Genomic DNA, 24,754 nt, shown 5'->3' with positions numbered 1-24,754 from the left:
GACAGTGTGCGCAGACGCGCTACTCCCGTGCCGAGAACTGACCATCTGCGCACTCCGTCGCCATCAGCGGCGGTCTCGGGAAGGCAGCCGCCAGGCAGGCGAACGTTGACGGCCGCAGTACTAGGACCCGGCGGCGGGCACCCGGTCGGCGAGCGGCAGCGGGTCGGTGACCTCGGGTGCCTCGTAGGCCCGCAGGACCGTCCGGTCACCGGGCCGGCCGTACAGCTGCCCCTCCCGGGCCTTCACCCCCGCGACCAGGACGATGCTCACCACGACGAGCAGTGACCACGACCCCAGCTTGGCGGCGTGGACCAGCGTCCACACCGACTCCTGCGACGGGTACTGCCAGGCGCGCAGCAGGGTGGCGGCGTTCTCGGCGACCCAGAGGAAGAAGCCGATGAGGACGAAGGAGAGCGCGAGCGGCATCGCGTAGCGGCGCCGGCCGACCGTGAAGTGCACCCCCGTCCGCCAGGTGACGGCGAGCAGCAGCAGGGCCAGCGGCAGCCGGACGTCCCAGGTGACGTGGTGGGTGAAGAAGTTGAGGTAGATCAGCGCGGCGACGGCGGCGGTGCTGCGCGCCCGGTAGGTGGTGATCCGGAGGTCGAACCGGCGCCAGGCCTGGCAGACGTAGCTGCCGACCGCGGCGTACATGAAGCCGCTGTAGAGGGGCACCCCACCGACCGTGGCGAGCCCGGTGTCGGGGTAGGACCAGGAGCCCTGGGCGACCTTGAACAGCTCGAGCACCAGGCCGGCGAGGTGGAAGCCGACGATCACGGCGACCTCGCGGCCGGTCTCCCAGCGGACCAGCCACAGCACCAACGTCACGCCGAGCGACCACACCAGCAGCGCATCGGCGGGGTTGACCGGCAGCGGGACGACCCGGACGAGGGCCAGGCCGAGGAAGAACAGGACGGCGAACAGGCAGCACTGCGCCTCGATCCAGGCGAACCGCAGCAGCTGCCTCACCGGGTGGAGGCTAGGTCGTGGCGGCGGCTGGTGGCGTCTCCGCCACCCGTGCGTGTCTCCTGGTCCCGTGGTCAGCGGACCGTCGCGGGGCCGGGCCGGAACGGTGCGCCGTGGGCGCAGACCACGAGGGTGGCCAGGTCGAGCACCCGTTCGCGCTGCCGGCGCAGCTCGTCGCGGTCGTGGCTGTAGGGGTCGTCTGCCGGGCCCTCCTCGGTCCACCACAGGTGCGTGAGGGCGACGACGTCGTCGGGGGTGCCGACGAGCGTGGTGATGTCCTGCGGGGTGTGCCCCGGCGTGGCGAGCAGCCGGATGCCGGGGGTGAGCTGGGTCCCCTCGGCGGCCCGGCGGGTGAAGATGTCCCCCTCGATGACGGACTGGAAGTCGTGCACCGGCACCACCGGGAAGAGTGCGATGTTGAGCGTGTGGTCCAGGTGGTGGTGGCTGACGACGACGTCGGTGACGTCCTCGGGGCGGACGCCGAGCTCGCGCATCGGGGCGAGGATGAGGTCCCGGTCGGACACCATGCCGGGATCCACGATGACGACCCGGTCGGCGTCCCGGACGAGGCTCACCGTGCCCGCCACGTGCGGCATGCGCACGTAGCCCTCGACGAGGACGTCCAGGCGGGCGGTGCGCGACAGCTCCGGCATGCGCGGACCGTAGCAACCGCGGCGGCCCGGTGCCGGGCCACCGGCCGCCCCTGGGTCCCGGCGGGCCCTGGGTGCCGGCCGGCCCTGGGTGCCAGCGGGCCATGGGTGCCGGCCGGCCATGGGTGCCGGCCGGCCCTGGGTGCCCGGCCGGCCCTGGGTGCCCGGCCGGCCCTGGGTGCCGGCGGGCACGAGTGGCGATGCGATACCGGTCACCCGCAGGAGTGCGTCGACCCCGCCGGCGCGCGCGGTCGACGAAGGCCGCTGCATGATCGCGTCCGTGACCTCGCCGGACGTCGTCCTCGACCTGCGCCCGCCGCGCTTCTCCACCGCCCTCTACGGCGCCTCGGTCGTGGTCGCCGTCGTGCTGGTGGTGTTCGTCCTGACGACCCCCGGTCCGCCGCTGTTCACGGCTGTCTTCGCAGCGTTCGCCGTGGGCATCACCGGCTACAACACGGCGACGGTGCTCAGCCGCGTCCGGGCGCACGCCGACGGGTCGCTCGAGGTCCGGAACCGGCTGCAGACCCGCCGGCTCCAGCGCCCCGACATCGACCGGGTGATGGTGGGTCGCCAGGGTGGTGCGGGAAGCATGCGGCGTGTGGAACTGCTCCTCACCGACGGGACCGTCCTGCACCTCGTGGCGACGGAGACGTTGCCGTTCCCCGGCCAGCGGCAGGTGGAGGAGCAGGCCGCGGAGCTCCGCCGGTGGATCGAAGGGCCTCGCCCGCCGTCCCCCTGATGGCCGCGTCCCCTGATGCGTCGGCCACGCGCCCCTGCACCCGCGGCGATCGGCGGGCTCGGCACCGGGCACCCACCCGCCCGAACACCCCTCGACGCACGTGTCCCCCCGGAGCGGTGTGCTCCGGGGGGACACGTGCGTCTGTCGAGAACGCCCGACCGAGGTGCGATCGAGGCCCTGACCTCAGCCCCTGCTGCGGGACGCGGTCAGGACGACCGTGCTCAGCTGCAGCCGCTGGTGGAGCCGCAGCCCTCGCAGACGTAGCAGCTGCCGGCCGGACGCATCTTCGTGCCGCAGGTCATGCACAGCGGCGCGTCGGTGGCGGTGCCGGTGACCAGCTCGAGCAGCTCGGCCGAGGAGTGCGCCTCCTTGACCGACTTCGGCCCCTCGGGGGTGACCTTCTCGTCCGTCTTGGCGGTCTCGATCGGCGCGGAGCCGCGCAGCTGCTCCAGGTCGACCTCATCCTCCTGCACGGTGGCCGTCGACGCCGAGGCCCCGTAGCCGGAGACCTGCGCCGCGCGCTCCTCGGCGGTGAAGATGCCGAGGTTGGCCCGCTTCTCCACCGGCAGGTGGTCGAGCGCCAGGCGACGGAAGATGTAGTCCATCACCGACTGGGCGATCCGGATGTCCGGGTCATCGGTCATGCCGGCCGGCTCGAAGCGCATGTTGGTGAACTTCTGGATGTAGGTCTCCAGCGGCACGCCGTGCTGCAGCGCCAGCGAGATGCCGATCGAGAAGGCGTCCATGACACCGGCGAGGGTCGAGCCCTGCTTGCCGAGCTTGAGGAACACCTCACCGAGGCTGCCGTCCTCGTACATCCCGGCGGTCATGTAGCCCTCGGCGCCGGCGACGCTGAACGAGGTGGTGACGCTCGTCCGCTTCTTCGGCAGCCGCTTGCGCACCGGGTGCGACAGGGCGCTGGGCGCGGCCGCCTCGACCTTCTCCTCGGCCTTGGTGCCGTCGTTCTTGCCCTTCCCGCCCGACAGGGGCTGGCCGACCTTGCAGTTGTCGCGGTAGATCGCCAGCGCCTTGAGACCCATCTTCCAGCCCTGGAAGTAGATCGTCTCGACGTCCTCGACGGTCGCCGTCTCCGGCATGTTGACCGTCTTGCTGATCGCGCCGGAGATGAAGGGCTGAACCGCGGCCATCATGCGGACGTGGCCCATCGGGGAGATGGCCCGCTCCCCCATGGCGCAGTCGAACACCTCGTAGTGCTCGGGGCGCAGGCTCGGCGCGTCGACGACGTGGCCGTGCTCGGCGATGTACTCGACGATCGCCTCGATCTGCTCCTCCTGGTAGCCCAGGCTGCGCAGCGCTCGCGGCACCGTCTGGTTGACGATCTGCATGGAGCCGCCGCCGACCAGCTTCTTGAACTTGACCAGCGAGAAGTCCGGCTCGATGCCGGTCGTGTCGCAGTCCATCATGAAGCCGATCGTGCCGGTGGGGGCCAGCACCGAGGCCTGGGCGTTCCGCCAGCCGTTGTCGGCGCCGATCTCCAGGCACTCCTGCCACTGCTGCGTGGCGACCTTCAGCACATCGGCGTCGTCGGCGCCGACGGGACGGACGGCGTCGTTGGCGGCGGCGTGCTTGCGCATGACGCGGGCGTGGGCGTCGGCGTTGCGGGCGAAGCCCTCGTAGGGGCCCACGATGCCGGCGAGCTCGGCCGAGCGCCGGTAGGCGGTGCCGGTCATCAGCGAGGTGATGGCCGCGGCCAGCGTCTGGCCACCGCGCGAGTCGTAGGCGTGGCCGGTCGCCATGAGCAGGGCGCCGAGGTTGGCGTAGCCGATGCCCAGCTGGCGGTAGGCCCGGGTGGTCTCACCGATCGGCTCGGTCGGGAAGTCGGCGAAGCAGATCGAGATGTCCATCGCGGTGATGACCAGCTCGACGGCCTTCACGAAGTTCCTGGCGTCGAACGTGCCGTCGTCCTTGAGGAACTTCATGAGGTTCAGCGACGCCAGGTTGCACGAGCTGTTGTCCAGGCTCATGTACTCCGAGCACGGGTTGGACGCGTTGATGCGACCGGTCTCGGGGTTGGTGTGCCAGTCGTTGATCGTGTCGTCGTACTGGATGCCGGGGTCGGCGCACTCCCACGCGGCCTGCGTGACCTTGCGGAACAGCGACTTGGCGTCGACGGTCTCGATGACCGAGCCGTCGAGGCGGGCCCGGAGGCCGAACTCGTCGCCTTCCTCCACCGCGCGCATGAACTCGTCCGAGACGCGGACCGAGTTGTTGGCGTTCTGGTACTGGACGCTGGTGATGTCCTTGCCGCCGAGGTCCATGTCGTACCCGGCGTCGCGCAGCGCACGGATCTTGTCCTCCTCGCGCGCCTTGGTCTCGATGAACTCCTCGATGTCGGGGTGGTCGATGTCGAGGACGACCATCTTCGCCGCGCGGCGGGTGGCACCACCGGACTTGATGGTGCCGGCGGAGGCGTCGGCGCCGCGCATGAAGGAGACCGGCCCGGAGGCGGTGCCCCCGGAGGAGAGCAGCTCCTTGGAGGAGCGGATCCGGGAGAGGTTCAGGCCGGCACCGGAGCCGCCCTTGAAGATCAGGCCCTCCTCGCGGTACCAGTTCAGGATCGAGTCCATCTCGTCGTCGACGGCGAGGATGAAGCAGGCGCTGACCTGCTGAGGCGCGCTCGTGCCGACGTTGAACCAGACGGGCGAGTTGAAGCTGAAGTACTGGTGCAGCAGCATCCAGGTCAGCTCGTGCTCGAAGATCTCGGCGTCGCCCTCGGTGGCGAAGTAGCCGTGCTCGCGGCCGGCCTCGGTGTAGGTGAGCACCACCCGGTCGATGAGCTGCCGCAGGCTGGTCTCGCGCTGCGCGGTGCCGACAGCGCCGCGGAAGTACTTCGTGGTGACGATGTTGGTGGCGTTGATGCTCCACTCGGCCGGGAACTCGACACCGCGCTGCTCGAAGTTGATCGAGCCGTCCCGCCAGTTGGTCATGACGACGTCGCGGCGCTCCCAGGTCACCTCGTCGTACGGGTGCACACCAGCGGTGGTGAAGACGCGCTTGATCTTGAGGCCCTTGGCCCGGCCGGGCGTCTTGGCGCTGCGTCGGGTGCGGGCGCCGGCCACGCGGTCGTCGGTCTCGGTCATGGTGTGGAGCTCTCCCTGGTCGTGTGTCGCGTGGTGCTTCGCGGGGCTGCGCGGTGGTGCTGCGCGGTGGCGGATCGGGGGCTGGGGAAGAGCCGCGATCGGTAACTGCTCGAACTGCTGTCTATCGGGTGGCACCGACAGTTCTCAGGTGCCGGCGGAGCTGCCGGACGGGACCGGCTGCCGGGGCGCGGGCGGGCCCGTCTCCCCCGGCGGCGCGCCGGACTGCCGGGCCTTGAGCTCGGCGATCTCCCGCTCGAAATCGGCCACCGAGGTGAAGGAGCGGTAGACGCTGGCGAACCGGAGGTAGGCGACCTCGTCGAGCTCGCGCAGCGGACCGAGGATGGCCAGGCCGACCTCGTTGCTCGGCACCTCCGCGGCACCGCTGGCGCGGATGGCGTCCTCGACCTGCTGGGCGAGGAGCTTGAGCTGGTCCTCGTCGACCGGCCGGCCCTGGCAGGCCCGCCGGACGCCGGCGACGACCTTGCTGCGGTTGAACGGCTCGCTGACGCCGTTGCGCTTGACGACGGCGAGCACCGCCTCCTCGACGGTGGTGAACCGCCGACCGCACGCCGGACACGAGCGACGGCGCCGGGTGGTGGCGCCCTCGTCGGCCTCGCGCGAGTCGATGACCCGGCTGTCGGCGTTGTGGCAGAACGGGCAACGCACGGTGGTTCACCTCCTTCGCCGACGAGCCCCTCACCGGCTGCCTGTGGAGCTCCCTGGGGACATCCGGTGGACGCGACGGGGAGAACCTGAGGACGGGCCTGTGGACGGGCTTACAGCTCTGTAACTACTAGATGTAGGGGAACCCTAGGACGGCGCCCACAAGATGTGCAAGTGATCGTTTGCTCGGCGTGTTCCACCCCGACACTGCGGTACGCAGGCGGAACAGCGGCCCCCAGCCGTCACAGGAGCACCGCGACGACACGCCGGGAGTCGACCCGACCGGGCCCCGAGGAACTGCCCGCGGCGACACCGAAGAAGCGCGCGATGACACCGCTGCACCTCTCCCCCCACCGACCCCGGCGCGAGTTCCACGCTCGCCACGGCCGCCGCCACCCACGGGCGTCGGCGGCGGAGAGCACCGCGGGAGGTGCGGCACCACCGAGGGCCGCGCTGATCCGTCAGGCGCGGACGGAGCCGCCCACCCGAGGGCGCCGTGCGTGCGGCACCTGGTCGCTCAGGCGCATCGGCCGGGTGAGCAGCTCGGGCTCGAGGTCTGCGGGAGGCGTCCAGCCGTGCCTGACCGCACGCCTCTCGACCGGATGGGCGGAATGCGCGGCGGGCACCCCTCTGCCGCCCGGCCGGCTGCTTCGGGCGGTCGCCGGCACACCCGCGTCGACGGGGCGGAGGTGATCGGTGTCGGCAGCACGGTGCCGACCGACCACGGGACTCGGCGCGGTCGCCGGAGCCCGGTGGCGACCGGCCGGGGCCGCCGGCGCGGACGAGGCCGTCACCCCCTGAACCGCGTCGCTCTCGGGCGCGCGTCGACGGCCGCCCGTGCGAGAGGCGGCCGACTGGGCCCCACGACTGTCCCGCACCAGCGGGAGGCTGGCCGTCGCGTCAGGGTCCGTCGACGGAGCAGCTCCCGGCATGGCGGCCGCTTGCGCAGGCACCGCCTGCGTCGCGGGGGGCGGGGCCGAGGACGCGGGCTCCGGCAGCCGTACCGCGGCCAGTTCGGTCCACGTCATCTGCTCGACACCGTCCGACACGACCCGGACCCACATCTGGCACGCACCCGCGTCATCGTGCCGCCACCCCAGCAGCTCCCCCGCCCGCCAGGCCCCTGCCTGGTGGACCTCGACGACCTGGGGCTGACGGGTGAACACCGCGGCGCGGTTCTCCATGACGCTGAACACCCAGTGACCGTAAGCGGGCGGCGAGCACGGACCGTGAACACACCCACACGGAGGGTTGACGAAGTCGGCGACCGAGCTTGTAAACCTCTCGTTGCGGCCCACCGGAGTGCGCACGCCGGGGTGGATCAGGGCAGCACCAGCACCTGGCCGGGCCTGATCGCAGCGCTCTGGAGCCGGTTCAGCTGCCGGATGTCGACGACGACGTCGCGCACGTCCCGCCCCCCGGCCGCCGCACCCGCGATGGACCACAGCGTGTCACCCGGCTCCACGATGACCTTGGTCGTCCCCATGAGCTCGAGCGCGTCACCGTCCTCGCCGAGGACGGCGCCGCCCAGCGCGACGACACCCAGGCCGAGGAGCAGCACGACCACCGCGACCACGCGCCGCCCCCGTGCCGTCAACCGGAGCGGGGGCAGCGACTCCGCCGCCGGACCGGTCGCCGGACGACCGGTCGCCGACTGCCGGACCCGCGCCACCCCGTCGCCCGGCAGCCCCGGATCGGCGCGAGGTGCGACGGCATCTGCGTAGGCGCGGGGCGGCGGCAGCACCCTGAGGTGCCGGGCGGGCGCGGTCGCGGACCGCCCCCCGCACACATCGGCCGACATCTCTCCGCGGACCCGCAGCGCAGCACCGCTGTTCATGCTTCCTGCCCTCCCGACCGACACCTCGCCGGCCCGAACACTTGTTCGATTCGAACGCCTGTCCGATGTCTACCGGAAGCGACCGACAGAAGCGATGCGACACGGAGAACTTTCGAACGTGTGTTTGAACTGGTCGGCGATCAGCGCTACCGTTCACGCGACGACGACGGGCGAGCGCTGCACGGGCAGCCGGCGAGGAGGAGACGTGGCGGACTCGAACGGGACCTCCGGCGGCGGGCGAGGCACCCGGGCGGCAGCCCCCGATGCGAGCGGTACCGCCTCGGTGCGGGCGTTCCCCGATCGCACGGCCGACGGTGACGGCCTCACCCAGCGCCAGCGGCGCGTCCTCGAGGTGATCCGCGACTCGATCGACCGCCGGGGCTACCCGCCCTCGGTCCGCGAGATCGGCGAGGCCGTGGGGCTGTCGTCGGCGTCCTCGGTCGCCCACCAGCTCTCGGTCCTGCAGAAGAAGGGGTGGCTGCGGCGCGACCCCAACCGCCCGCGCGCACTCGACGTCCGGCTGCCGGGGGATGCCGGCCGCAGCACGGCCGCCCACGTCGAGCCGCCCGTGGTCGGCGACGGCGAGCGGGCCTCCGCCCCGACCTACGTCCCGCTCGTCGGCCGGATCGCCGCCGGTGGGCCGGTGCTGGCCGAGCAGGCGGTGGAGGACGTCTTCCCGCTGCCCCGCGAGCTCGTCGGCGAGGGAACGGTCTTCATGCTCAAGGTGGCCGGCGACTCGATGGTCGAGGCCGCGATCTGCGACGGCGACTGGGTCGTCGTCCGCCAGCAGCCCACTGCCGAGAACGGCGAGATCGTCGCCGCGATGATCGACGGCGAGGCGACGGTCAAGACCTACAAGCGGCGCGACGGCCACGTGTGGCTGCTGCCGCACAACCCGGCGTACGAGCCCATCCCGGGCGACGAGGCGACGATCCTCGGCCGGGTCGTCAGCGTTCTGCGCCGGGTCTGACCCTCAGGGCCGGCGGCGCAGCCGTCCGGTCAGCCAGACCACGACGGTCGCCACGGTCGCCGCGATCAGGGCCGCGGCGATGGGCGACCGATCCGAGCCGGTGGTCAGCTCGGCGAAGGATGGGAGCGGCACCTCCGCGGGCGCCGGGCCCGACGCGGCAGCCCGGGCCGGCACGGGCACCACGGTGACGGCGCTGGGCAGACCTTCGCTGGCGACCACCAGCGCCTGGTTGTCGGCCGTGAAGCTGATGGCCTCGCCCTGGGGTGACTCCGGCAGCGCCACCCGCACCGGCTCCCCGGCCAGCGCGCCGACGACGTCGGATCCGGTCAGGGGCCAGACGTAGGCGTCGGTGTAGGTGCGGAGCGCCAGGGCGCTTCCGTCCGCCGCGACCGCACCGCCGGTGATCAGAAGCTGCCCGGCCCGGCCCACCGGGCCGCCCGGGGTCCCGGTCAGCGTGACGTTCACCGACCCCACCCGCTCCATCGGCACCGTGCCGCCGTCCACCAGCGCTGCGGCGGGACGGTAGACGCCGCTGGCCCCGAGGACCTCCTTGGTGACGACGTACGGCGTCCCGTCCGGCGCCAGGAGCAGCGCCTCGGCGTCGTGCGCGCCGTCGGGGTAGGTCAGCCGGTGCAGCGCCGTCGTGCCGTCGGGTCGCAGGACGTGCAGCGCCACGGTCGGGCGGACGGAGCCGTTGTCCCCGATGTCGGCCACCCAGACGCTCCCGTCGGGCGCCACGCCGAGGTCCTCGGGGTCGAAGGGGTCGACCTCCCCGGTCTGGACGTCGACGACCGCGCACGAGGAGTCCAGCCCGTGGACGGTGACCTGCTCGCCGCCGTCGTTGAGCGCGAGCATCTGCTCCCCCACGACCACCAGCCCCGAGAGCTCGGCGAGCCGTGGGTCGGTGATCGCGCACCGGACCTCCGGCGCCGGCGCGGGGGGCGGCGCCTCCGCGAGAGCCGGAGCGGGAGCGAGCACGACCGCGCCGCCGACCAGGGTGCTCGCGACGACGAGCCGGCACCTCCGGGCGCGGTCAGGAACGGGGACGGCCTGCTCGGGCACGTACCCAGCGTGACAGAACCATCTCGTCCAGTGCATGAACCACGCCCAACAGGACGATCCCGACGGCTGCGCCCACGACCGCGTCGGTGATCCAGTGGAAGTCCAGCGACACCATGGCCACGCCGGTGGCGACCGGCCCGACCACGCTCAGCCACCAGAAGGTCCGCTGCACCGCGGCCGGCAGGCCGTACTCGACCGCCTGCCATCGGGCGACACCCCACATGAGCACCGCGTTGGCGACATGACCCGAGGGGAACGAGACGCCGTCGGAGTGGAAGAAGTAGGACCCGGGAAACGCCGGGGCCGTGCGGCCGAGGCCGTGCTTGATCGCGTAGACCCCGGCGGTCAGCAGCCCCAGGGCGAGGAGCACCCGGGCGGCCGGCAGCCAGGCCCCCCGCCGCCAGAAGAGGTAGCCGATCAGGATGGCGAGCACGACGAGGATCGTCACGCGCCCGCCGATCTGGGTGACCACCCAGACCGCCGGGTAGCCGGTGGTGTCCCGCAGCCCCCAGTCGCTGACGATCTCGGACACCCGCAGGTCCAGCCGCTCGGACGGGCCGTGGGCGAGCAGGTCGGCCGAGAGCAGCACACCGACCAGCAGCGCCGCGACGACCAGCCACCACGGCGGACGGCCGACCGGGACGACGGGGGCGGCGCGCGGTGCATCGATCACCCGCACCGCGCCTCTGGTCACGCCGCCACGGTACCGGCCCGTGACCGGATCGTGATCCGCGACGGTCGACGCGTCGCGCTCAGCCCACCGGGACCGCGAACTCCTCGAGCAGCGCTGCCAGAGCGCCGTCGACCCGGGCCGTGAGCCGTGTCCCGCCGGCCTCGTGGAGCTCGCCGAGCACCTCGCCGTCGCGGTGCACCCGGGCCACCAGGTCACCGCGCCCGTAGGGCACGAGCACGTCGACGTCGACGTCGGGGTGCGGGAGCCGCTCGGCCACCAGCCGGCGCAGGGTGTCGATGCCGATCCCCGTGCGCGCGGACACCCAGACGGCACCCGGCAGGGCCTGGCGGAGCATGAGGACGTCCTCCTCGCTCATCGCGTCGACCTTGTTGACGACGATCAGCTCGGGCACCGCGGCCGCGTCGATCTCGCCCAGCACCACGCGCACGGCATCGATCTGGCCGAGCGGGTCGGGGTCGGAGCCGTCGACGACGTGCAGGAGCAGGTCGGCCGCGGCCACCTCCTCCAGCGTGGAGCGGAACGCGTCGACGAGCTGGTGCGGCAGGTGGCGCACGAAGCCGACGGTGTCGGTGAGCGTGTACTCCCGGCCGTCGGGGGACTGCGCGCGGCGGACCGTCGGGTCGAGGGTGGCGAACAGCGCGTTCTCCACCAGCACGCCTGCACCGGTCAGCTGGTTGAGCAGGCTGGACTTCCCGGCGTTGGTGTAGCCCGCGATCGCCACGCTCGGCACGGCGTTGCGGCCGCGGCTGGCCCGCTGGGTCGCCCGGGCGGTCGCCATGCCGGCGATCTCGCGCCGCAGCTTGCTCACCCGGGCACGGATGCGCCGGCGGTCGGTCTCGATCTTCGTCTCACCCGGCCCGCGGGTACCGATGCCGCCACCGCCGGCGACGCGACCACCGGCCTGCCGGGACATGGACTCACCCCAGCCGCGCAGCCGCGGCAGCATGTACTGCATCTGGGCCAGCTCGACCTGGGCCTTGCCCTCCCGGCTGGTCGCGTGCTGGGCGAAGATGTCGAGGATCAGCGCGGTCCGGTCGACCACCTTGACCTTGAGCACCTTCTCCAGCTGGTTGAGCTGGCCGGGCGTGAGCTCGCCGTCGCAGATCACGGTGTCGGCGCCGGTCGCGGCCACGATGTCGCGGATCTCGGCCGCCTTGCCCGAGCCGACGTAGGTGGCGGCGTCGGGCTTGTCGCGGCGCTGGCTGACGGCCTCGAGCACCTGCGAGCCGGCCGTCTCGGCGAGGGCGGCGAGCTCGGCCAGCGAACGGTCGGCGTCGGCCTGGGTGCCCTCGGTCCACACCCCGACGAGCACGACCCGCTCGAGCCGCAGCTGCCGGTACTCGACCTCGGTGACGTCGGCGAGCTCGGTGGAGAGGCCGGCCACCCGGCGCAGCGCGCCGCGCGCCTCGAGCGCGTAGGAGCCGGTCGTTTCGTCGGCCTCGCCCCACCGCCCGGCAGGGGCAGGGCGGGTCTCGAGCTCGGCATGCTCGTCGACGGGCAGGGCATCGGGGGCGGTCGTCATCGTCTCCAGCGTGGCACGGTCCTTCGGCGAAAGCACCTGAGTTGTCATCGCCTTGTGCAACGCACGAGCCGTCCGCATGCATCCCGACCGACGGCGGGTGGCGGCACGGGGGTGGCGGACGGCCGTGCCCGGACGCTCCTGGGCCGGCCGGCGCCGGCCCCGGTGACCGGGGTCAGCCCTGCAGCCACTCCGGGCACAGGACGCCGGCCGAGACCAGGACGGCCGGGCCGCTGAGCACCGTCGTCGCGGACGTCACGCGCACCGACAGGCGGCCGCCGGGGACGTCGACGACGACCGTGCCCTCGGTCGCGCCCTCGGCCCGCAGCGCCGCGTAGGCCGCGGCGCACGCGCCGGTCCCGCACGACCGCGTCTCCCCCACCCCGCGCTCGGAGACCCGCAGCCGCACGTGGGCGCCCGCCTCGAGGACGTTGACGATCTCGACGTTGACCCCCTCGGGGAACAGCGCCGGGTCGAACGCGGGCGTGCCGGTCAGGTCGAGCTGCTCGACGGGCACGTCGGTGAGGCAGGCCAGGTGGGGGTTGCCCATGCTGACCGCGACGCCGTCGAAGGTCCGGCCGTCGAGCTCCGCCGAGCCCTCGCCGAAGGGGCGGGCGGGGCCCATGTCCACCCAGTAGCCGCCGTCGGCGCCGGCGCCGACCCGCCGGGCGCCCCCGCGAGTGCCCACCAGCAGACCGTCGGTGCAGGTCTGGCGGTCGACGAGTCCCTCGGCGACCAGCGCGTGCAGGAACAGCCGGATGCCGTTGCCGCACATCTCGGCGTAGGAGCCGTCGGCGTTGCGGTGGTCCATGAACCACTCGCAGCGGCCGAGGTCGTCGCCCAGCGCGTCCGCCGCATCGGGCACGTGCACGCTGCGCACCAGCCGCAGCACGCCGTCCCCGCCCAGGCCGGCCCGGCGCTCGCACAGCCGCTGGACCATCGCGGCGTCCAGGCGGTCGCCGGCCCACACGTCGCCCTCGGGGTCGGGCAGGACGACGAAGTCGTTCTCGGTGCCGTGGCCGACGAGCACGCGGGGCGGGGAGGTCACCGGTCGATCGTAGGCGCGGTGATCAGCGCGGCCGCGGCGTCGGCCAGGTCGGTCCGCGCCGCGTCGAACCACGTCGTGGTGGCGTCCCGGCGGAACCAGGAGCGCTGCCGGCGGACGAACCGGCGGGTCGTGGTGACGGTGCGCTCGCGCGCCTCCTCGGCGGACAGGACGCCGTCGAACTGCGCCAGCACCTGGGCGTAGCCGAGCGCGCGCGAGGCCGTCGGCCCCTCGCGGAGCCCGTCGGCGGCCAGCGCCGCGACCTCGTCGACGAAGCCCGCGGCCCACATGCGCTCGACCCGTGCGGCGACCCGGGCGTCGAGCTCCGCGGGTTCGCGGTCCAGCCCCAGCACCACGGCCGGGTAGTGCGGGCGCGGCTCGGGCAGTTCGGCGCGGAACGGGCCGCCGGTCAGCTCGATGACCTCCAGGGCGCGCACGATCCGCCGTCCGTTGCTCGGCAGGACGGCCGCGGCGGCCGCGGGGTCGAGCGCGGCGAGCCGGGCGTGCAGCGCGGCCGGCCCCTCGGCGGCGAGTTCGGCCTCCAGCCGGGCGCGCACCGCCGGGTCGGTGCCCGGGAAGTCCAGCTCGTCGAGGACGGCGCGCACGTACAGCCCCGAGCCGCCGACCAGCAGCGGCACCCGGCCGGCCGCCCGCAGCCGGTCGATCTCGGTCCGCGCGCGGCGGCGGTACCCGGCCACCGACGCGGGCTCGCGCACGTGCCAGAGGTCGAGCAGGTGGTGTGGCACCCCGCCGCGCTCGGCCAGGTCGGGCTTGGCGGTGCCGATGTCCATGCCGCGGTAGAGCTGCATCGAGTCGGCGTTGACCACCTCGCCGCCCAGCCGCCGAGCCAGCTCGACGGCGAGCGCGGTCTTGCCGGTGGCCGTCGGACCGACGACCGCGACGACCGGCGGCGCGGTCGGTGCCACAGGTTCGCTGCCGCGGGACGCTCCGCTCACGCCACCACCCAGTCGGCGACCGGGTAACCCACCCCGAACGGTGCGGCGTCGTGGCGCAGCCGGGCGGTGACGTGCCGGCCGGCGAGCGCGGCTCCCACCGCGCGCCAGACCGGCACCCCGGCGGCGAGCAGGCGTTCCCCGTCCCCCGGGTCCAGCGCCGCCAGCGCGGCGGCGTCCCCCGTGGCGAGGGCGGTCGCGACGGCGGCGTCGAACGGCTCGGCGGCCGGGTCGAGGTAGCCGGGGGCCTTGACCGTGCGCCGCGCCGAACCGTCGCCCATCGCCAGCACGCCGACCGTGGGCGGCAGGTCGCGCAGCAGCTGCCCCACGTCGGCCGGGCCGACGCCGAGGCGGGTGCCGGCGAACGCCATCTGGTCGAGCAACCAGGCGCCCACCGCGTGCGCCGTCGGCAGCCGGTGCCCGCCCGGCCGCGGCCGGCCGTCGAAGGGCAGCTCGAGGTCGACGCCGAAGCCGCGGAGGTCGCCGCTGTCCCCGGCGCCGAACCGCTCCCCCGGCACCGGGCCCGGACCGACGACCACGACCACCTCCGTCCGGGCGCCGAGCAGCGCGGTGACCGCCTCGACGCAGGCCGCCCGCAGGGCCGCGGTCTCCGGCGAGGGCCGCCCCTCCACCGCCGGGACCAGCAGCGGCGGGCACGGGCAGAACGCGACGGCGGCCGACGGACGATGCGCCCGGGCCGGGACACCGCCGGGGAGAGAGGTCACGGCAACAGTGTCGCCGATGCGACGTGGGACACTGCCGGACGTGTCGAGCACGGACGACCCCGGCAACGGGGTGCAACAGGCCGCTCCGCCGATTGCGGAGATCACCGAGACCCCCGCCCCCGAGGTGGCGACGCCGACCGGCGGCTCCGACGCGGTGACCCCCGCGGCCGGTACGCCGGCGGCGCCGGCGCCCGCGGACGCGGCGCTCCCCGACCCCGCCGGGGAGCCGGAACCGCCGGCGGTCCCCTCACCGGCGCCCGCTCCGGCGCCGCCCGCCGCCCCGGTGGAGACCGTGGTCAGCGACCCGGCGCAGTGGGGCCGCGTGGACGAGCAGGGCACCGTCTTCGTCCGCACCGCCGACGGCGAGCGCGAGGTCGGCTCCTGGCAGGCCGGGGACGCCGCGGCGGGACTGGCCCACTACGGCCGCCGCTACGACGACCTCGCCACCGAGGTGGCCCTGCTCGAGGCGCGGCTCAAGGCGCACACCGGCAACCCGGCGGAGATCAAGGCCAAGGCGGAGGGGCTGGCCGGGTCGATCCCGGCCGCCGCCGCCGTCGGTGACCTGGAGGGCCTCGCCGCCCGGGCCCGCGCCATGGTGGCGACCGCCGAGGCCGCCGCCGTGGAGTACCGGGCCGAGAAGGCCGCCGCCCGTGCGGCGCAGGTGGCGCGCAAGGAGGCGCTGGCGGCCGAGGCCGAGCAGATCGCCGCCGAGTCGACGTCCTGGAAGGCCGCCGGCGACCGCCTCAAGGCGATCGTCGAGGAGTGGAAGACCATCCGCGGCATCGACCGGAAGACCGACGACGCGCTGTGGCAGCGCTTCGCCGCCGCCCGGGACGCCTTCGGCCGCCGCCGCGGCGCCCACTTCGCGCAGCTCGACGCCCAGCGCGGCGAGGCCCGCGCGGCCAAGCAGGAGCTGATCACCGAGGCGCAGCGGCTGTCGACGTCGACCGAGTGGGGCCCCACCAGCGCTGCGATGCGCTCGCTGATGGACCGCTGGAAGGCCGTGCCGCGCACCGGCCGGGACGGCGACGACGACCTGTGGAAGCAGTTCCGGGCCGCGCAGGACGTCTTCTTCAGCGCCCGCGCCGAGCAGGACAAGGCGCGCGACGCCGAGCAGGTCGCCAACCAGCAGGCGAAGGAGGAGCTGCTGGCCGAGGCCGAGCAGCTCGACCCGGGCAAGGACCTGCGGGGGGCGCAGAACGCGCTGCGGAAGATCCAGGAGCGCTACGACGCCATCGGGCACGTGCCGCGCGCGGTCATGCGCCAGCTCGAGGACCGCATGACGGCCGTGGAGCAGAAGGTCCGCGGCGCCGCCGACGCCGGCCGGGTGCGCACGGCCCCGGAGAACCCGATGGTCGCCTCGATGCGGGCCGCCGTCACCAAGGCCGAGGAGCAGCTGGCCAAGGCCGAGGCCGCGGGCGACGAGCGCCGGATCGACGAGGCGCAGGCCAACCTGGCGACCCGCCGAGAGTGGCTCGCCGAGGCGGAGAAGTCCGCCCGCCGGTAGGCACCCAGGCATAGGAAGCTTTACCTGCGCTTCTGCCCGCGATCCCGTAGGTAAAGCTTCCTATGCCCCCGGTTCAGCAGCCGGACGTGAGCACCGGCAGCGGGGCGGGGACGCCGATCTGCGGCATGCCGAGCGAGACGCCCGGCGTCGTGGGCTTCCGCCCTACCTCCGAAGCGTCCCCGGCCCGGGTGCGCCGGTGGGACAGCAGCGGGCCGTCGGCCACGAGGTGGTGCGGCGCGGCCTGGGTGACGACGGTCTCGACGACGTCGCCCGGCCGCACCCCGTCGGCGGCCGTGAAGTGCACGAGGCGCCCGTCGCGGGCCCGGCCGGAGAGCCGGCCGCGCGCGGCGTCCTTGCTCCCCTCCCCCGCCGCGACGAGCAGCTCGACCTGCCGGCCGACCAGCTTCCGGTTCTCGTCCCAGCTGATCTCGTCCTGCAGCGCGGTGAGCCGGAGGTAGCGCTCCTGCACGACCTCCTTGGGCAGCTGCCCGTCCATCTCCGCGGCCGGCGTCCCCGGGCGCTTGGAGTACTGGAAGGTGAAGGCGCTGGCGAACCGGGCGCGCCGGACCACCTCCAGCGTCTGCTGGAAGTCCTCCTCGGTCTCGCCCGGGAAGCCCACGATGATGTCGGTGGTGATCGCGGCGTCGGGCATGGCGGCGCGGACCCGGTCGATGATCCCGAGGTAGCGCTCCTGCCGGTAGGCGCGGCGCATCCGCTTGAGCACGTCGTCCGACCCCGACTGCAGCGGCATGTGCAGCTGGTGGCAGACCGCCGGTGTCTCGGCCATCGCGGCGATGACGTCGTCGGTGAACATCGCCGGGTGCGGGCTGGTGAACCGGATCCGCTCGAGCCCCTGGATGCGCCCGGTCGCCCGCAGCAGGTCGGCGAACGCGCCGCGGTCGCCGAAGTCGCTGCCGTAGCTGTTGACGTTCTGGCCGAGAAGGGTCACCTCGAGCACGCCCTGGTCGACCAGCGCCTGCACCTCGGCCAGGATCTCGCCGGGGCGGCGGTCCTTCTCCTTGCCGCGCAGCGCCGGGACGATGCAGAACGTGCAGGTGTTGTTGCAGCCGACGCTGATCGACACCCACCCGGAGTGGGCCGAGTCCCGCTTCGCGGGCAGCGTGGACGGGAAGACCTCGAGCGCCTCGACGATCTCCACCTGCGCCTCGGCGTTGTGCCGCGCGCGGTCGAGCAGGGCGGGCAGCGAGCCGACGTTGTGCGTCCCGAAGACGACGTCGACCCAGGGCGCGCGCCGCACGATCTCGCCGCGGTCCTTCTGCGCCAGGCAGCCCCCGACGGCGATCTGCATGCCGGGGCGGGCGTCCTTGACCGGGCGCAGGTGCCCGAGGTTGCCGTACAGCCGGTTGTCGGCGTTCTCCCGCACCGCGCAGGTGTTGAGGACGACGACGTCGGCGTCGTCCCCGTCCGCGGCGGCGGTGTAGCCGGCCGCCTCCAGGAGGCCGGAGAGCCGCTCGGAGTCGTGCACGTTCATCTGGCACCCGTAGGTGCGCACCCGGTAGGTGCGGGCGGGGCTGTCGGCTGCGGTGCTCATATCAGGAGGAAGGGTACGTCGCGGCGAGCACAACGACTGCCGATGGTATCGACAGTCGTTATGGTCCACACATGACGACGAGCCGCCCCTTCCTCGGCCGCACCGGCACGAACCTGGGCGCCGCCGTCCTGTTCGTCGTCGCCGCCGTCGCGCTCCTCACCGCGGTGGTCCTGCCGATCAACCAGCTCACCCAGCCGGGCGGGAGCGTCACCGTGAACGCGGCGGATCCGGACGAGGACCGGTCGCTCGGCCTGGCCGGCCTCCCCGAGGGCGTGTGGATCGTCGACTCGACGCTCGAGTCGCAACTCTTCGCCTCCGACCTCCCGGCCGGGCTGCGGGCACTCACGGAATTGCCGGCCTCGCTGAGCGCGATCGCCGTCACCGTCGGGGCGTGGTTGCTCGCCCGGGTGCTCTGGGCCATCCACGATGGGCGCCCCTTCGACCGGCGCAACCCCGGGCGGCTGGCCGGCCTCGCCGCTGCCGTCGTCCTCGGCGGCCTGGTCGTGTCGATGGTCGAGGGGGTGGTCGCCACGGCCGTGCTCGAACACCTCGACCTGGCCGGGCCCGACTCCCCGCTGGTCCTGTTCGACATCACGATCCCGCTGACGCCGATCGGGCTGGCGCTCGCCCTCCTGGCCGCCGCCGAGGCCTTCCGCCGCGGCCGGGCGCTGGAGGACGAGGTCGAGGGGATGGTGTGAGCCCGCGCCGCGACGGGCCGGCATCCGACGACGCCACCCACCGGGTGGTGTGCCACCTCGACCGGCTGCTGGCGGAGCGGAGCATGACGCTCGTCGAGCTCTCCGAGCGGGTCGGCGTCTCGGTGGTCAACCTGTCGGTGCTCAAGAACGGGCGGGCGCGCGCGGTCCGCTTCTCCACCCTCACCGCGGTGTGCGACGCCCTGGGCTGCCAGCCGGGCGAACTCTTCTCCGTCGCGCCGCACCGGTCACCCGAACGGGCGGACTCCGGCCGCTGACGCCCTCGTCGGCCGTGTTCGTTACGCCTTCGTGATCCCACGGTGCGGGAACCGCGACCTCCCGCCCTTAGGGTCCCCAGGGTGACCAGCCGTCCGAACGGAGAGCCTCTCGTCCGCCTGTCCGGCGTGAACAAGTGGTTCGGCGAACTGCACGTCCTGCAGGACATCGACCTCGACATCGCCCGCGGCGAGGTGGTCGTCGTCATCGGCCCGTCGGGGTCGGGGAAGTCCACGCTGTGCCGTGCGATCAACCGGCTCGAGCCCATCGAGAAGGGCGAGATCACCATCGACGGCGAGCGCCTGCCCGAGGAGGGCAAGGAACTCGCCCGCCTGCGCGCCGACGTCGGCATGGTGTTCCAGAGCTTCAACCTCTTCGCCCACAAGACCGTCCTGGAGAACGTCACCCTCGGGCCGGTCAAGGTGCGGAAGAAGTCGAAGGCCGACGCCGAGAAGCGGGCCCGCGAGCTGCTCGAGCGGGTCGGGGTCTCCAGCCAGGCGGACAAGTACCCGGCCCAGCTCTCGGGGGGCCAGCAGCAGCGCGTCGCGATCGCCCGGGCCCTGGCCATGGAGCCGAAGGTCATGCTCTTCGACGAGCCGACCTCCGCCCTCGACCCCGAGATGATCAACGAGGTCCTCGACGTCATGGTCGGCCTGGCGAAGGACGGCATGACGATGGTCGTCGTCACCCACGAGATGGGCTTCGCCCGCAAGGCGGCCAACCGGGTCGTGTTCATGGACGGCGGCCGGATCGTCGAGGCGGCGGAGCCGGAGTCGTTCTTCACCAACCCGCGGTCGGACCGCGCCAAGGACTTCCTGTCCAAGATCCTCACCCACTGATCGCACGAGACCGTCCAAGCGAGAGGACCCCACCCATGACCTTCCGGCGCACCGCCCTGGTAGCCACCCTGTCCGTCGTCGCCCTGACCGCCGCCGCCTGCGGTGGTGGCGACGACGCCGCCGCCCCCGAGCCCGAGGTGGCCGAGGCCACCGACTTCGAGGAGGGCACGACGATGGCCGAGCTCGCCGAGGCGGGCTCGATCACCATCGGCACCAAGTACGACCAGCCCGGCTTCGGCCTGGAGACCCTCGACGGCGAGCTCGAGGGCTTCGACGTCGAGATCGCCAAGATCATCGCCGCCGAGCTCGGCATCGCGCCCGAGGACATCCAGTGGGAGCAGACCCCCTCGGCGGTGCGCGAGGAGGTCATCGAGGGCGGCGAGGTCGACATGGTCGTCGCCACGTACACGATCAACGCCGAGCGGGCCGAGCGGATCACCTTCGCCGGGCCGTACTACGAGGCCGGCCAGCAGATCATGGTCGCGGCCGACGACGACACGATCACCGGTCCCGAGTCGTTCACCGAGAACCCGGAGCTGACCGTCTGCTCGGTGACCGGCTCGACGCCGTCGGAGCAGATCCGCGAGTACCTGGCGGACGACTCGCAGCTGGTGCTGTTCGACGAGTACTCGCAGTGCGCCGACGCTCTGGCCAACGGCCAGGTGGACGCCGTCACGACCGACAACGTGATCCTCCTGGGCTTCGTCTCCGAGTCCGACGGCGAGTTCAAGCTCGTCGGCGAGCAGTTCACCGAGGAGCCGTACGGCATCGGCATCGAGAAGGGCGACGTCGCCTTCTGCGAGTTCATCAACGAGACCCTGGCCGCGAACGAGGAGGCCTACGTGGCCGCCTGGGAGGCCACCGCGGGTCAGATTGAGGGCACGCAGACGCCGGAGCTCCCCGAGCCCGCCGAGTGCGTCTGATCGTCCGTCCCACCAGCGACCGGCCGGCCACGACGGCCGGCCGGTCGCTGACGGCCGCAGCGCGGCACCGTCACCGTTGGCACTGAGGGGGGTACGTGAGCCCGGTCATCGAGAACCTCGACCTGTACGTCGACGGCTTCCTGACGTCGCTGAGCATCATCGTGGTGGCCATGATCGGCTCGCTGCTTCTCGGCACGCTGATCGCGGCCTTCCGGGTCTCCCCCGTCCCGCCGCTGCGCGCCTTCGGCACCTTCTGGGTGTCGACCTTCCGCAACACCCCGCTGTCGGTGGTGCTGTTCTTCTGCGCCTTCGGCCTGCCCGAACTGGGCATCAACCGGACGTTCTACTTCTTCGGTGTCCTGGGTCTGGTCCTCTATACGTCCGCGTTCGTCTGCGAGGCCATCCGCTCGGGCATCAACTCGGTGTCCGCCGGCCAGGCGGAGGCGGCCCGCTCGATCGGCCTGAACTTCTCCCAGAGCCTGCGCTTCGTCGTCCTGCCCCAGGCCCTGCGCACGGTGGTGCCGCCGCTGGGCAGCGTGATCATCGCGATGTTCAAGAACTCCGCCGTGGTGGGCGCCTTCGGCGTCGGCGGTGACCTGTGGAGCACCGGGCAGACCCTGACCAGCGCCCGGGGCTTCGAGACGCTGCCGATCTTCCTCGGCGTGGCCATCGGCTTCCTGCTCATCACCCTCCCGGCCGGCGCGGTCCTGCAGATCATCGAGCGGAAGGTGGCGATCGCGCGATGAGCCAGCAGGAGACCGTGCTCTTCGACGCGCAGGGCCCGAAGGCCCGCCGCCGGACGGCGATCGGCACGGTCGTCGGGGGCCTTTTCCTGATCGCCCTCGCCGTCGTGGTGGTGCTGCGCCTGGCCGGCCGGGACCAGTTCTCCATGGAGCTCTGGGGGCCGTTGATCAACCCCGGCAACGAGAACTTCGAGCTGGTCTGGGGAGTCATCGGCGAGGGCGTGCTCAACACCATCAAGGCCGCCCTCGTCGCGATGACGCTGTCGGTGGTGATCGGCACGCTCATCGCCGTCGCGCGCCTCTCCCTGGGCCGGTACGCCCGCATCCCGCTCATCGGGGTCGTCGAGGTGTTCCGCGGCCTGCCGGTCGTCGTCCTCGTGTACCTGAGCGTCCGGGCACTGCCCGACGTGGGCGTGGACCTGAGCGGATGGCCGGGTGGCCAGGTGTTCTGGGGCCTGATCATCGGGCTGACGGCATACAACATGGTCATCTTCGCGGAGGTCGTCCGCGCGGGGGTTGCCTCGCTGCCCCGCGGGCAGCGCGAAGCCGCCCTGGCCACCGGCCTCACCAACGGGCAGGCCATGCGGTTGATTCTGCTGCCGCAGGCGTTCCGCGTCATGCTGCCGGCGATCATCAGCCAGCTGGTGGTCGTGCTGAAGGACACCTCGCTGGTGGTCTTCGTGGCCAACTTCGACGAGCTGCTGAGCCAGGGCGAGAGCATCATCCGGAACCTGGACAACCCGATCCAGACCTTCACCGTCGTCGCGCTGCTCTACATCGCCATCAACTACACGCTCGGGCGGCTAGCCCAGTGGGTGCAGGCCCGCCAGTCCCGCGGGTCGACGGCCAAGGCCACCGGCGGCGACGACCTGGTGCCTGTCCGCGACGGCGCCTGAACGACCGCTGCCAGGCGTCGCCGCCCTGACCAGGCCGTTCTCGTCCGACTCACTCGTCCCAGCCGGGCGCGCCGGACGGCCACCGAGCGGAACGGTCGCGAGACTTCTCCTCAGGATGGAGACGATGCACGCGGCGGGTCGCCGCAACCTGCCCCCGGTCCCCCGGACCTCTGCCGAGACGATCCCGACCGCTGACGAGGCGTCCGCCGAGCAGGCGGCCGCCCCGGCCGTCCTCGACGCGACCGCCCGGCTCGACGCCGGCCAGGAGTTCGTGGCCCGGCTGCGCGCCGCCGCGGCTGCGTTCACCGACGCGGCCGGGGCGGAGAGCGCCGTCGTGCGGGAGGTCGTGCCGCCGGCCCGGCACCGGCGTTCCCGCTGCCGGGTGGTGTTCCGTTACGCCGACGGCGCCGAGTCCGACCTGACCTTCGTCGGGGAACGGCGGCGGCCGGGCGCTCCGGAGACCGACGAGCTCGACGCCGAGATCACCCGGTGGCTCGCCGACGGCCAGCACCGGGACCCGGCCTGGCTGGTGGACGACGAGGAGGCCCCCGACGGGCTGGCCGTCGACGTGACCGCCTGGCTCGCCACCGGCTGAGCGGGAAGAGACGACACGAGGCGGCCCGGAGCATCCGGGCCGCCTCGTGGCACGTCGGGCCAGGTGCGGCCGCTCAGGGGAGCGCGCTCTCCTCGTCGAACTCGGCGAGCGGGTCGTCGGCATCCTCTGCAGCGCCGAGCTCGTCGAGGACCTCGCGGACCACGGCAGCCGCCAGGCCGCCGTTGTAGCCCTTGCGGGCCAGCATGCCCATCAGCCGGCGGGTGGCCGTCTGGCGGTCCAGCCGGCGCATCCCCGGCGCCCGGCGCTCCACCAGTCGGCGGGCCGCCTCCCGCTCGTCGTCGTCGTCGACCAGCTGGACTGCCTCCGCGGCGGTCTCGGGGTCGACACCCTTGGCGCGCAGCTCGGCGGAGAGCGCCCGCCGGGCGAGCCCCCGGCCGGCCTGCCGGCTGCTGACCCACGCCCGGGCGAAGGACGCGTCGTCGATGAGCCCCACCTCGGTGAACCGGTCGAGCACGGCCTCGGCGGCGTCGTCGGGCACCCCGCGCTCGGCGAGGAGGTCCGCGAGCTGCCGCCGGGTCTTCGGTGCCCCTGTCAGAGCGCGCAGGCAGATGTTCCGCGCGACCTGTTCGGGGTCACCGGACTCGTCCTCCGGGGAACCGGGGGCGACGTCCGGGGTCAGGGGCTCGTCGCCGCCCGGCGTCCGCGACCGCCGGGCGGCCCGGGTGTCCCCGAAGCCGCGCCGGCGGGTCGGTGGCCGTTCGTCCACCGGCAGGTCAGAAGTCGGGGGCGTCGACCGGCGCCGGGGCGTCGAGCTTCGGGCCGATGCCGAGCTTCTCCTTGACCTTCTTCTCGATCTCGTCGGCCAGGTCGGGGTTGTCCCGCAGGAAGTTGCGGACGTTCTCCTTGCCCTGGCCCAGCTGATCGCCCTCGTAGGTGTACCAAGCGCCGGACTTCTTCACGAAGCCCTGCTCGACACCGGCGTCGACGATGCCGCCCTCGCGGCTGAAGCCCTGACCCCAGAGGATGTCGAGCTCGGCCTGCTTGAAGGGTGCGGCCACCTTGTTCTTGACGACCTTGATGCGCGTGCGGCTGCCGATCGCGTCGGTGCCCTGCTTGAGGGTCTCGATACGGCGGACGTCGAGCCGGACCGACGAGTAGAACTTCAGCGCGCGACCACCGGTGGTGACCTCGGGCGAGCCGTAGACCACGCCGACCTTCTCGCGCAGCTGGTTGATGAAGATCGCAGTCGTCCCGGAGTTGCTGAGCGCGCCGGTGATCTTCCGCAGCGCCTGGCTCATCAGGCGGGCCTGCAGACCCACGTGGCTGTCACCCATCTCGCCCTCGATCTCGGCGCGGGGCACCAGGGCGGCCACGGAGTCGATGACGATGATGTCGAGCGCGCCGGAGCGGATCAGCATGTCGGCGATCTCGAGGGCCTGCTCACCGGTGTCGGGCTGGCTGACCAGGAGGGCGTCGGTGTCCACGCCGATGGCGCGGGCGTACTCCGGGTCGAGCGCGTGCTCGGCGTCGATGAAGGCGGCGATACCGCCGTTGGCCTGCGCGTTGGCCACCGCGTGCAGGGCGACCGTGGTCTTGCCGGAGGACTCCGGCCCGTAGACCTCGACGACCCGGCCGCGCGGGAGACCGCCGATGCCGAGGGCGATGTCGAGGGCGATCGAACCGGTCGGGATGACCTTGATCGCCTGGGCGGCCTCGTCGCCCAGCCGCATGACCGAGCCCTTGCCGAACTGCTTGTCGATCTGGGCGAGGGCCATGTCGAGGGCCTTGTCGCGGTCGAGCGTTGCTGCCATGGTGCGTCACCTTCGGTTCGCGAGAAGCGGGTCGG

24 protein-coding genes are annotated in these 24,754 nt (G+C 73.0%); 10 read left to right on the top strand and 14 right to left on the bottom strand.

All coding sequences use genetic code 11. The annotated features are described in order from the left end of the window. Positions 1-120: 120 nt before the first annotated feature. A complete protein-coding gene (locus QOZ88_RS12610) occupies positions 121-966 on the bottom strand; it encodes a DUF817 domain-containing protein (RefSeq protein ID WP_306000103.1) in 846 nt (281 codons plus the stop codon). 71 nt (positions 967-1,037) lie between these two features. Continuing rightward, positions 1,038-1,616, bottom strand: a complete 579-nt coding sequence (locus QOZ88_RS12605; protein ID WP_306000102.1) for an MBL fold metallo-hydrolase — start codon at positions 1,614-1,616, stop codon at positions 1,038-1,040. 277 nt (positions 1,617-1,893) lie between these two features. On the opposite strand from QOZ88_RS12605, the gene QOZ88_RS12600 reads away from it, so the two are divergent. Then, positions 1,894-2,352 carry a PH domain-containing protein gene (locus tag QOZ88_RS12600; protein ID WP_306000101.1) on the top strand — a complete coding sequence of 153 codons (459 nt, stop codon included), beginning with the start codon at positions 1,894-1,896 and terminating at the stop codon, positions 2,350-2,352. Between the two features lie 221 nt (positions 2,353-2,573). Here the strand turns inward: QOZ88_RS12600 and QOZ88_RS12595 are convergent, their stop codons facing one another. The 3 genes from QOZ88_RS12595 to QOZ88_RS12585 all read right to left on the bottom strand — a co-directional run bounded on the left by QOZ88_RS12595 (position 2,574) and on the right by QOZ88_RS12585 (position 7,953). Further along, complete coding sequence (locus QOZ88_RS12595) at positions 2,574-5,453, bottom strand: vitamin B12-dependent ribonucleotide reductase (protein ID WP_306000100.1); 2,880 nt, start codon at positions 5,451-5,453, stop codon at positions 2,574-2,576. A gap of 144 nt (positions 5,454-5,597) precedes the next feature. Then, positions 5,598-6,119 (bottom strand): transcriptional regulator NrdR, encoded by a 522-nt coding sequence (gene nrdR / locus QOZ88_RS12590; protein ID WP_306000099.1) that lies wholly within the window; start codon positions 6,117-6,119, stop codon positions 5,598-5,600. Between the two features lie 1,318 nt (positions 6,120-7,437). Further along, positions 7,438-7,953 (bottom strand): LysM peptidoglycan-binding domain-containing protein, encoded by a 516-nt coding sequence (locus QOZ88_RS12585; RefSeq protein WP_306000098.1) that lies wholly within the window; start codon positions 7,951-7,953, stop codon positions 7,438-7,440. 205 nt (positions 7,954-8,158) lie between these two features. Here QOZ88_RS12585 and lexA point away from each other — a divergent pair, with 205 nt between their 5' ends. After that, positions 8,159-8,923, top strand: a complete 765-nt coding sequence (gene lexA, locus QOZ88_RS12580; RefSeq protein WP_306000097.1) for a transcriptional repressor LexA — start codon at positions 8,159-8,161, stop codon at positions 8,921-8,923. A 3-nt stretch (positions 8,924-8,926) separates the two neighbouring features. Here lexA and QOZ88_RS12575 read toward each other — a convergent pair whose 3' ends face one another. From QOZ88_RS12575 to QOZ88_RS12550, 6 genes are all read right to left on the bottom strand, one after another. Then, positions 8,927-9,985, bottom strand: a complete 1,059-nt coding sequence (locus QOZ88_RS12575) for an SMP-30/gluconolactonase/LRE family protein (protein ID WP_306000096.1) — start codon at positions 9,983-9,985, stop codon at positions 8,927-8,929. Beyond that, positions 9,957-10,679, bottom strand: coding sequence for a phosphatase PAP2 family protein (locus QOZ88_RS12570; protein ID WP_306000095.1), 723 nt, complete (start codon positions 10,677-10,679; stop codon positions 9,957-9,959). Before QOZ88_RS12570 ends, QOZ88_RS12575 begins: the two co-directional genes overlap by 29 nt. A gap of 58 nt (positions 10,680-10,737) precedes the next feature. Further along, positions 10,738-12,201, bottom strand: a complete 1,464-nt coding sequence (gene hflX, locus QOZ88_RS12565; RefSeq protein ID WP_306000094.1) for a GTPase HflX — start codon at positions 12,199-12,201, stop codon at positions 10,738-10,740. A 172-nt stretch (positions 12,202-12,373) separates the two neighbouring features. After that, on the bottom strand, positions 12,374-13,246 hold the full coding sequence (gene dapF / locus QOZ88_RS12560) for a diaminopimelate epimerase (RefSeq protein ID WP_306000093.1): 873 nt from the start codon (positions 13,244-13,246) through the stop codon (positions 12,374-12,376). Continuing rightward, on the bottom strand, positions 13,243-14,199 hold the full coding sequence (gene miaA / locus QOZ88_RS12555; protein WP_306000092.1) for a tRNA (adenosine(37)-N6)-dimethylallyltransferase MiaA: 957 nt from the start codon (positions 14,197-14,199) through the stop codon (positions 13,243-13,245). The genes dapF and miaA overlap by 4 nt, the downstream gene beginning before the upstream one ends. Further along, entirely contained in the window at positions 14,196-14,921 is a 726-nt protein-coding gene (locus tag QOZ88_RS12550; protein ID WP_306000091.1) for a class III extradiol ring-cleavage dioxygenase family protein, read from the bottom strand. Before QOZ88_RS12550 ends, miaA begins: the two co-directional genes overlap by 4 nt. Before the next feature lie 40 nt (positions 14,922-14,961). Here QOZ88_RS12550 and QOZ88_RS12545 point away from each other — a divergent pair, with 40 nt between their 5' ends. Next, the gene (locus QOZ88_RS12545) at positions 14,962-16,428 is read left to right on the top strand and encodes a DUF349 domain-containing protein (RefSeq protein ID WP_306000090.1); all 1,467 of its coding nucleotides are present in this window, start codon (positions 14,962-14,964) and stop codon (positions 16,426-16,428) included. Between the two features lie 73 nt (positions 16,429-16,501). Here QOZ88_RS12545 and miaB read toward each other — a convergent pair whose 3' ends face one another. Continuing rightward, on the bottom strand, positions 16,502-17,980 hold the full coding sequence (gene miaB, locus QOZ88_RS12540) for a tRNA (N6-isopentenyl adenosine(37)-C2)-methylthiotransferase MiaB (protein WP_306000089.1): 1,479 nt from the start codon (positions 17,978-17,980) through the stop codon (positions 16,502-16,504). A 71-nt stretch (positions 17,981-18,051) separates the two neighbouring features. On the opposite strand from miaB, the gene QOZ88_RS12535 reads away from it, so the two are divergent. From QOZ88_RS12535 to QOZ88_RS12505, 7 genes are all read left to right on the top strand, one after another. Continuing rightward, positions 18,052-18,678, top strand: coding sequence for a DUF2975 domain-containing protein (locus QOZ88_RS12535; protein WP_306000088.1), 627 nt, complete (start codon positions 18,052-18,054; stop codon positions 18,676-18,678). Continuing rightward, positions 18,675-18,953, top strand: coding sequence for a helix-turn-helix domain-containing protein (locus tag QOZ88_RS12530; RefSeq protein WP_319946890.1), 279 nt, complete (start codon positions 18,675-18,677; stop codon positions 18,951-18,953). Before QOZ88_RS12535 ends, QOZ88_RS12530 begins: the two co-directional genes overlap by 4 nt. Before the next feature lie 81 nt (positions 18,954-19,034). Then, on the top strand, positions 19,035-19,790 hold the full coding sequence (locus QOZ88_RS12525; protein WP_306000087.1) for an amino acid ABC transporter ATP-binding protein: 756 nt from the start codon (positions 19,035-19,037) through the stop codon (positions 19,788-19,790). A gap of 35 nt (positions 19,791-19,825) precedes the next feature. Then, a complete protein-coding gene (locus tag QOZ88_RS12520; RefSeq protein ID WP_306000086.1) occupies positions 19,826-20,713 on the top strand; it encodes a glutamate ABC transporter substrate-binding protein in 888 nt (295 codons plus the stop codon). A 95-nt stretch (positions 20,714-20,808) separates the two neighbouring features. Then, positions 20,809-21,459 (top strand): amino acid ABC transporter permease, encoded by a 651-nt coding sequence (locus tag QOZ88_RS12515; RefSeq protein WP_306000085.1) that lies wholly within the window; start codon positions 20,809-20,811, stop codon positions 21,457-21,459. Beyond that, positions 21,456-22,352: an amino acid ABC transporter permease gene (locus QOZ88_RS12510; protein WP_306000084.1), complete on the top strand. Its 897-nt coding sequence runs from the start codon at positions 21,456-21,458 to the stop codon at positions 22,350-22,352. The genes QOZ88_RS12515 and QOZ88_RS12510 overlap by 4 nt, the downstream gene beginning before the upstream one ends. 115 nt (positions 22,353-22,467) lie before the next feature. Continuing rightward, complete coding sequence (locus QOZ88_RS12505) at positions 22,468-22,947, top strand: hypothetical protein (RefSeq protein WP_306000083.1); 480 nt, start codon at positions 22,468-22,470, stop codon at positions 22,945-22,947. Between the two features lie 73 nt (positions 22,948-23,020). Here the strand turns inward: QOZ88_RS12505 and QOZ88_RS12500 are convergent, their stop codons facing one another. Together QOZ88_RS12500 and recA are read right to left on the bottom strand one after the other, a co-directional pair. Further along, positions 23,021-23,674: a regulatory protein RecX gene (locus tag QOZ88_RS12500; RefSeq protein ID WP_306000082.1), complete on the bottom strand. Its 654-nt coding sequence runs from the start codon at positions 23,672-23,674 to the stop codon at positions 23,021-23,023. 7 nt (positions 23,675-23,681) lie between these two features. Beyond that, on the bottom strand, positions 23,682-24,719 hold the full coding sequence (gene recA, locus QOZ88_RS12495; protein WP_091930323.1) for a recombinase RecA: 1,038 nt from the start codon (positions 24,717-24,719) through the stop codon (positions 23,682-23,684). Positions 24,720-24,754 lie beyond the last annotated feature (35 nt).

Source organism: Blastococcus carthaginiensis, assembly GCF_030731085.1.
Classification (GTDB): Bacteria; Actinomycetota; Actinomycetes; order Mycobacteriales; family Geodermatophilaceae; genus Blastococcus; species Blastococcus carthaginiensis.
This window is presented reverse-complemented; position numbering and strand designations above follow the sequence as displayed.

Coding starts and splice junctions, on each gene's coding strand:
- QOZ88_RS12605 (WP_306000102.1), bottom strand. CDS start 1,616: ATGCCGGAGCTGTCGCGCACCGCCCGCCTGGACGTCCTCGTCGAGGGC.
- QOZ88_RS12595 (WP_306000100.1), bottom strand. CDS start 5,453: ATGACCGAGACCGACGACCGCGTGGCCGGCGCCCGCACCCGACGCAGC.
- QOZ88_RS12585 (WP_306000098.1), bottom strand. CDS start 7,953: ATGAACAGCGGTGCTGCGCTGCGGGTCCGCGGAGAGATGTCGGCCGAT.
- hflX (WP_306000094.1), bottom strand. CDS start 12,201: ATGACGACCGCCCCCGATGCCCTGCCCGTCGACGAGCATGCCGAGCTC.
- miaB (WP_306000089.1), bottom strand. CDS start 17,980: ATGAGCACCGCAGCCGACAGCCCCGCCCGCACCTACCGGGTGCGCACC.
- QOZ88_RS12535 (WP_306000088.1), top strand. CDS start 18,052: ATGACGACGAGCCGCCCCTTCCTCGGCCGCACCGGCACGAACCTGGGC.
- QOZ88_RS12520 (WP_306000086.1), top strand. CDS start 19,826: ATGACCTTCCGGCGCACCGCCCTGGTAGCCACCCTGTCCGTCGTCGCC.
- QOZ88_RS12510 (WP_306000084.1), top strand. CDS start 21,456: ATGAGCCAGCAGGAGACCGTGCTCTTCGACGCGCAGGGCCCGAAGGCC.
- QOZ88_RS12505 (WP_306000083.1), top strand. CDS start 22,468: ATGGAGACGATGCACGCGGCGGGTCGCCGCAACCTGCCCCCGGTCCCC.
- recA (WP_091930323.1), bottom strand. CDS start 24,719: ATGGCAGCAACGCTCGACCGCGACAAGGCCCTCGACATGGCCCTCGCC.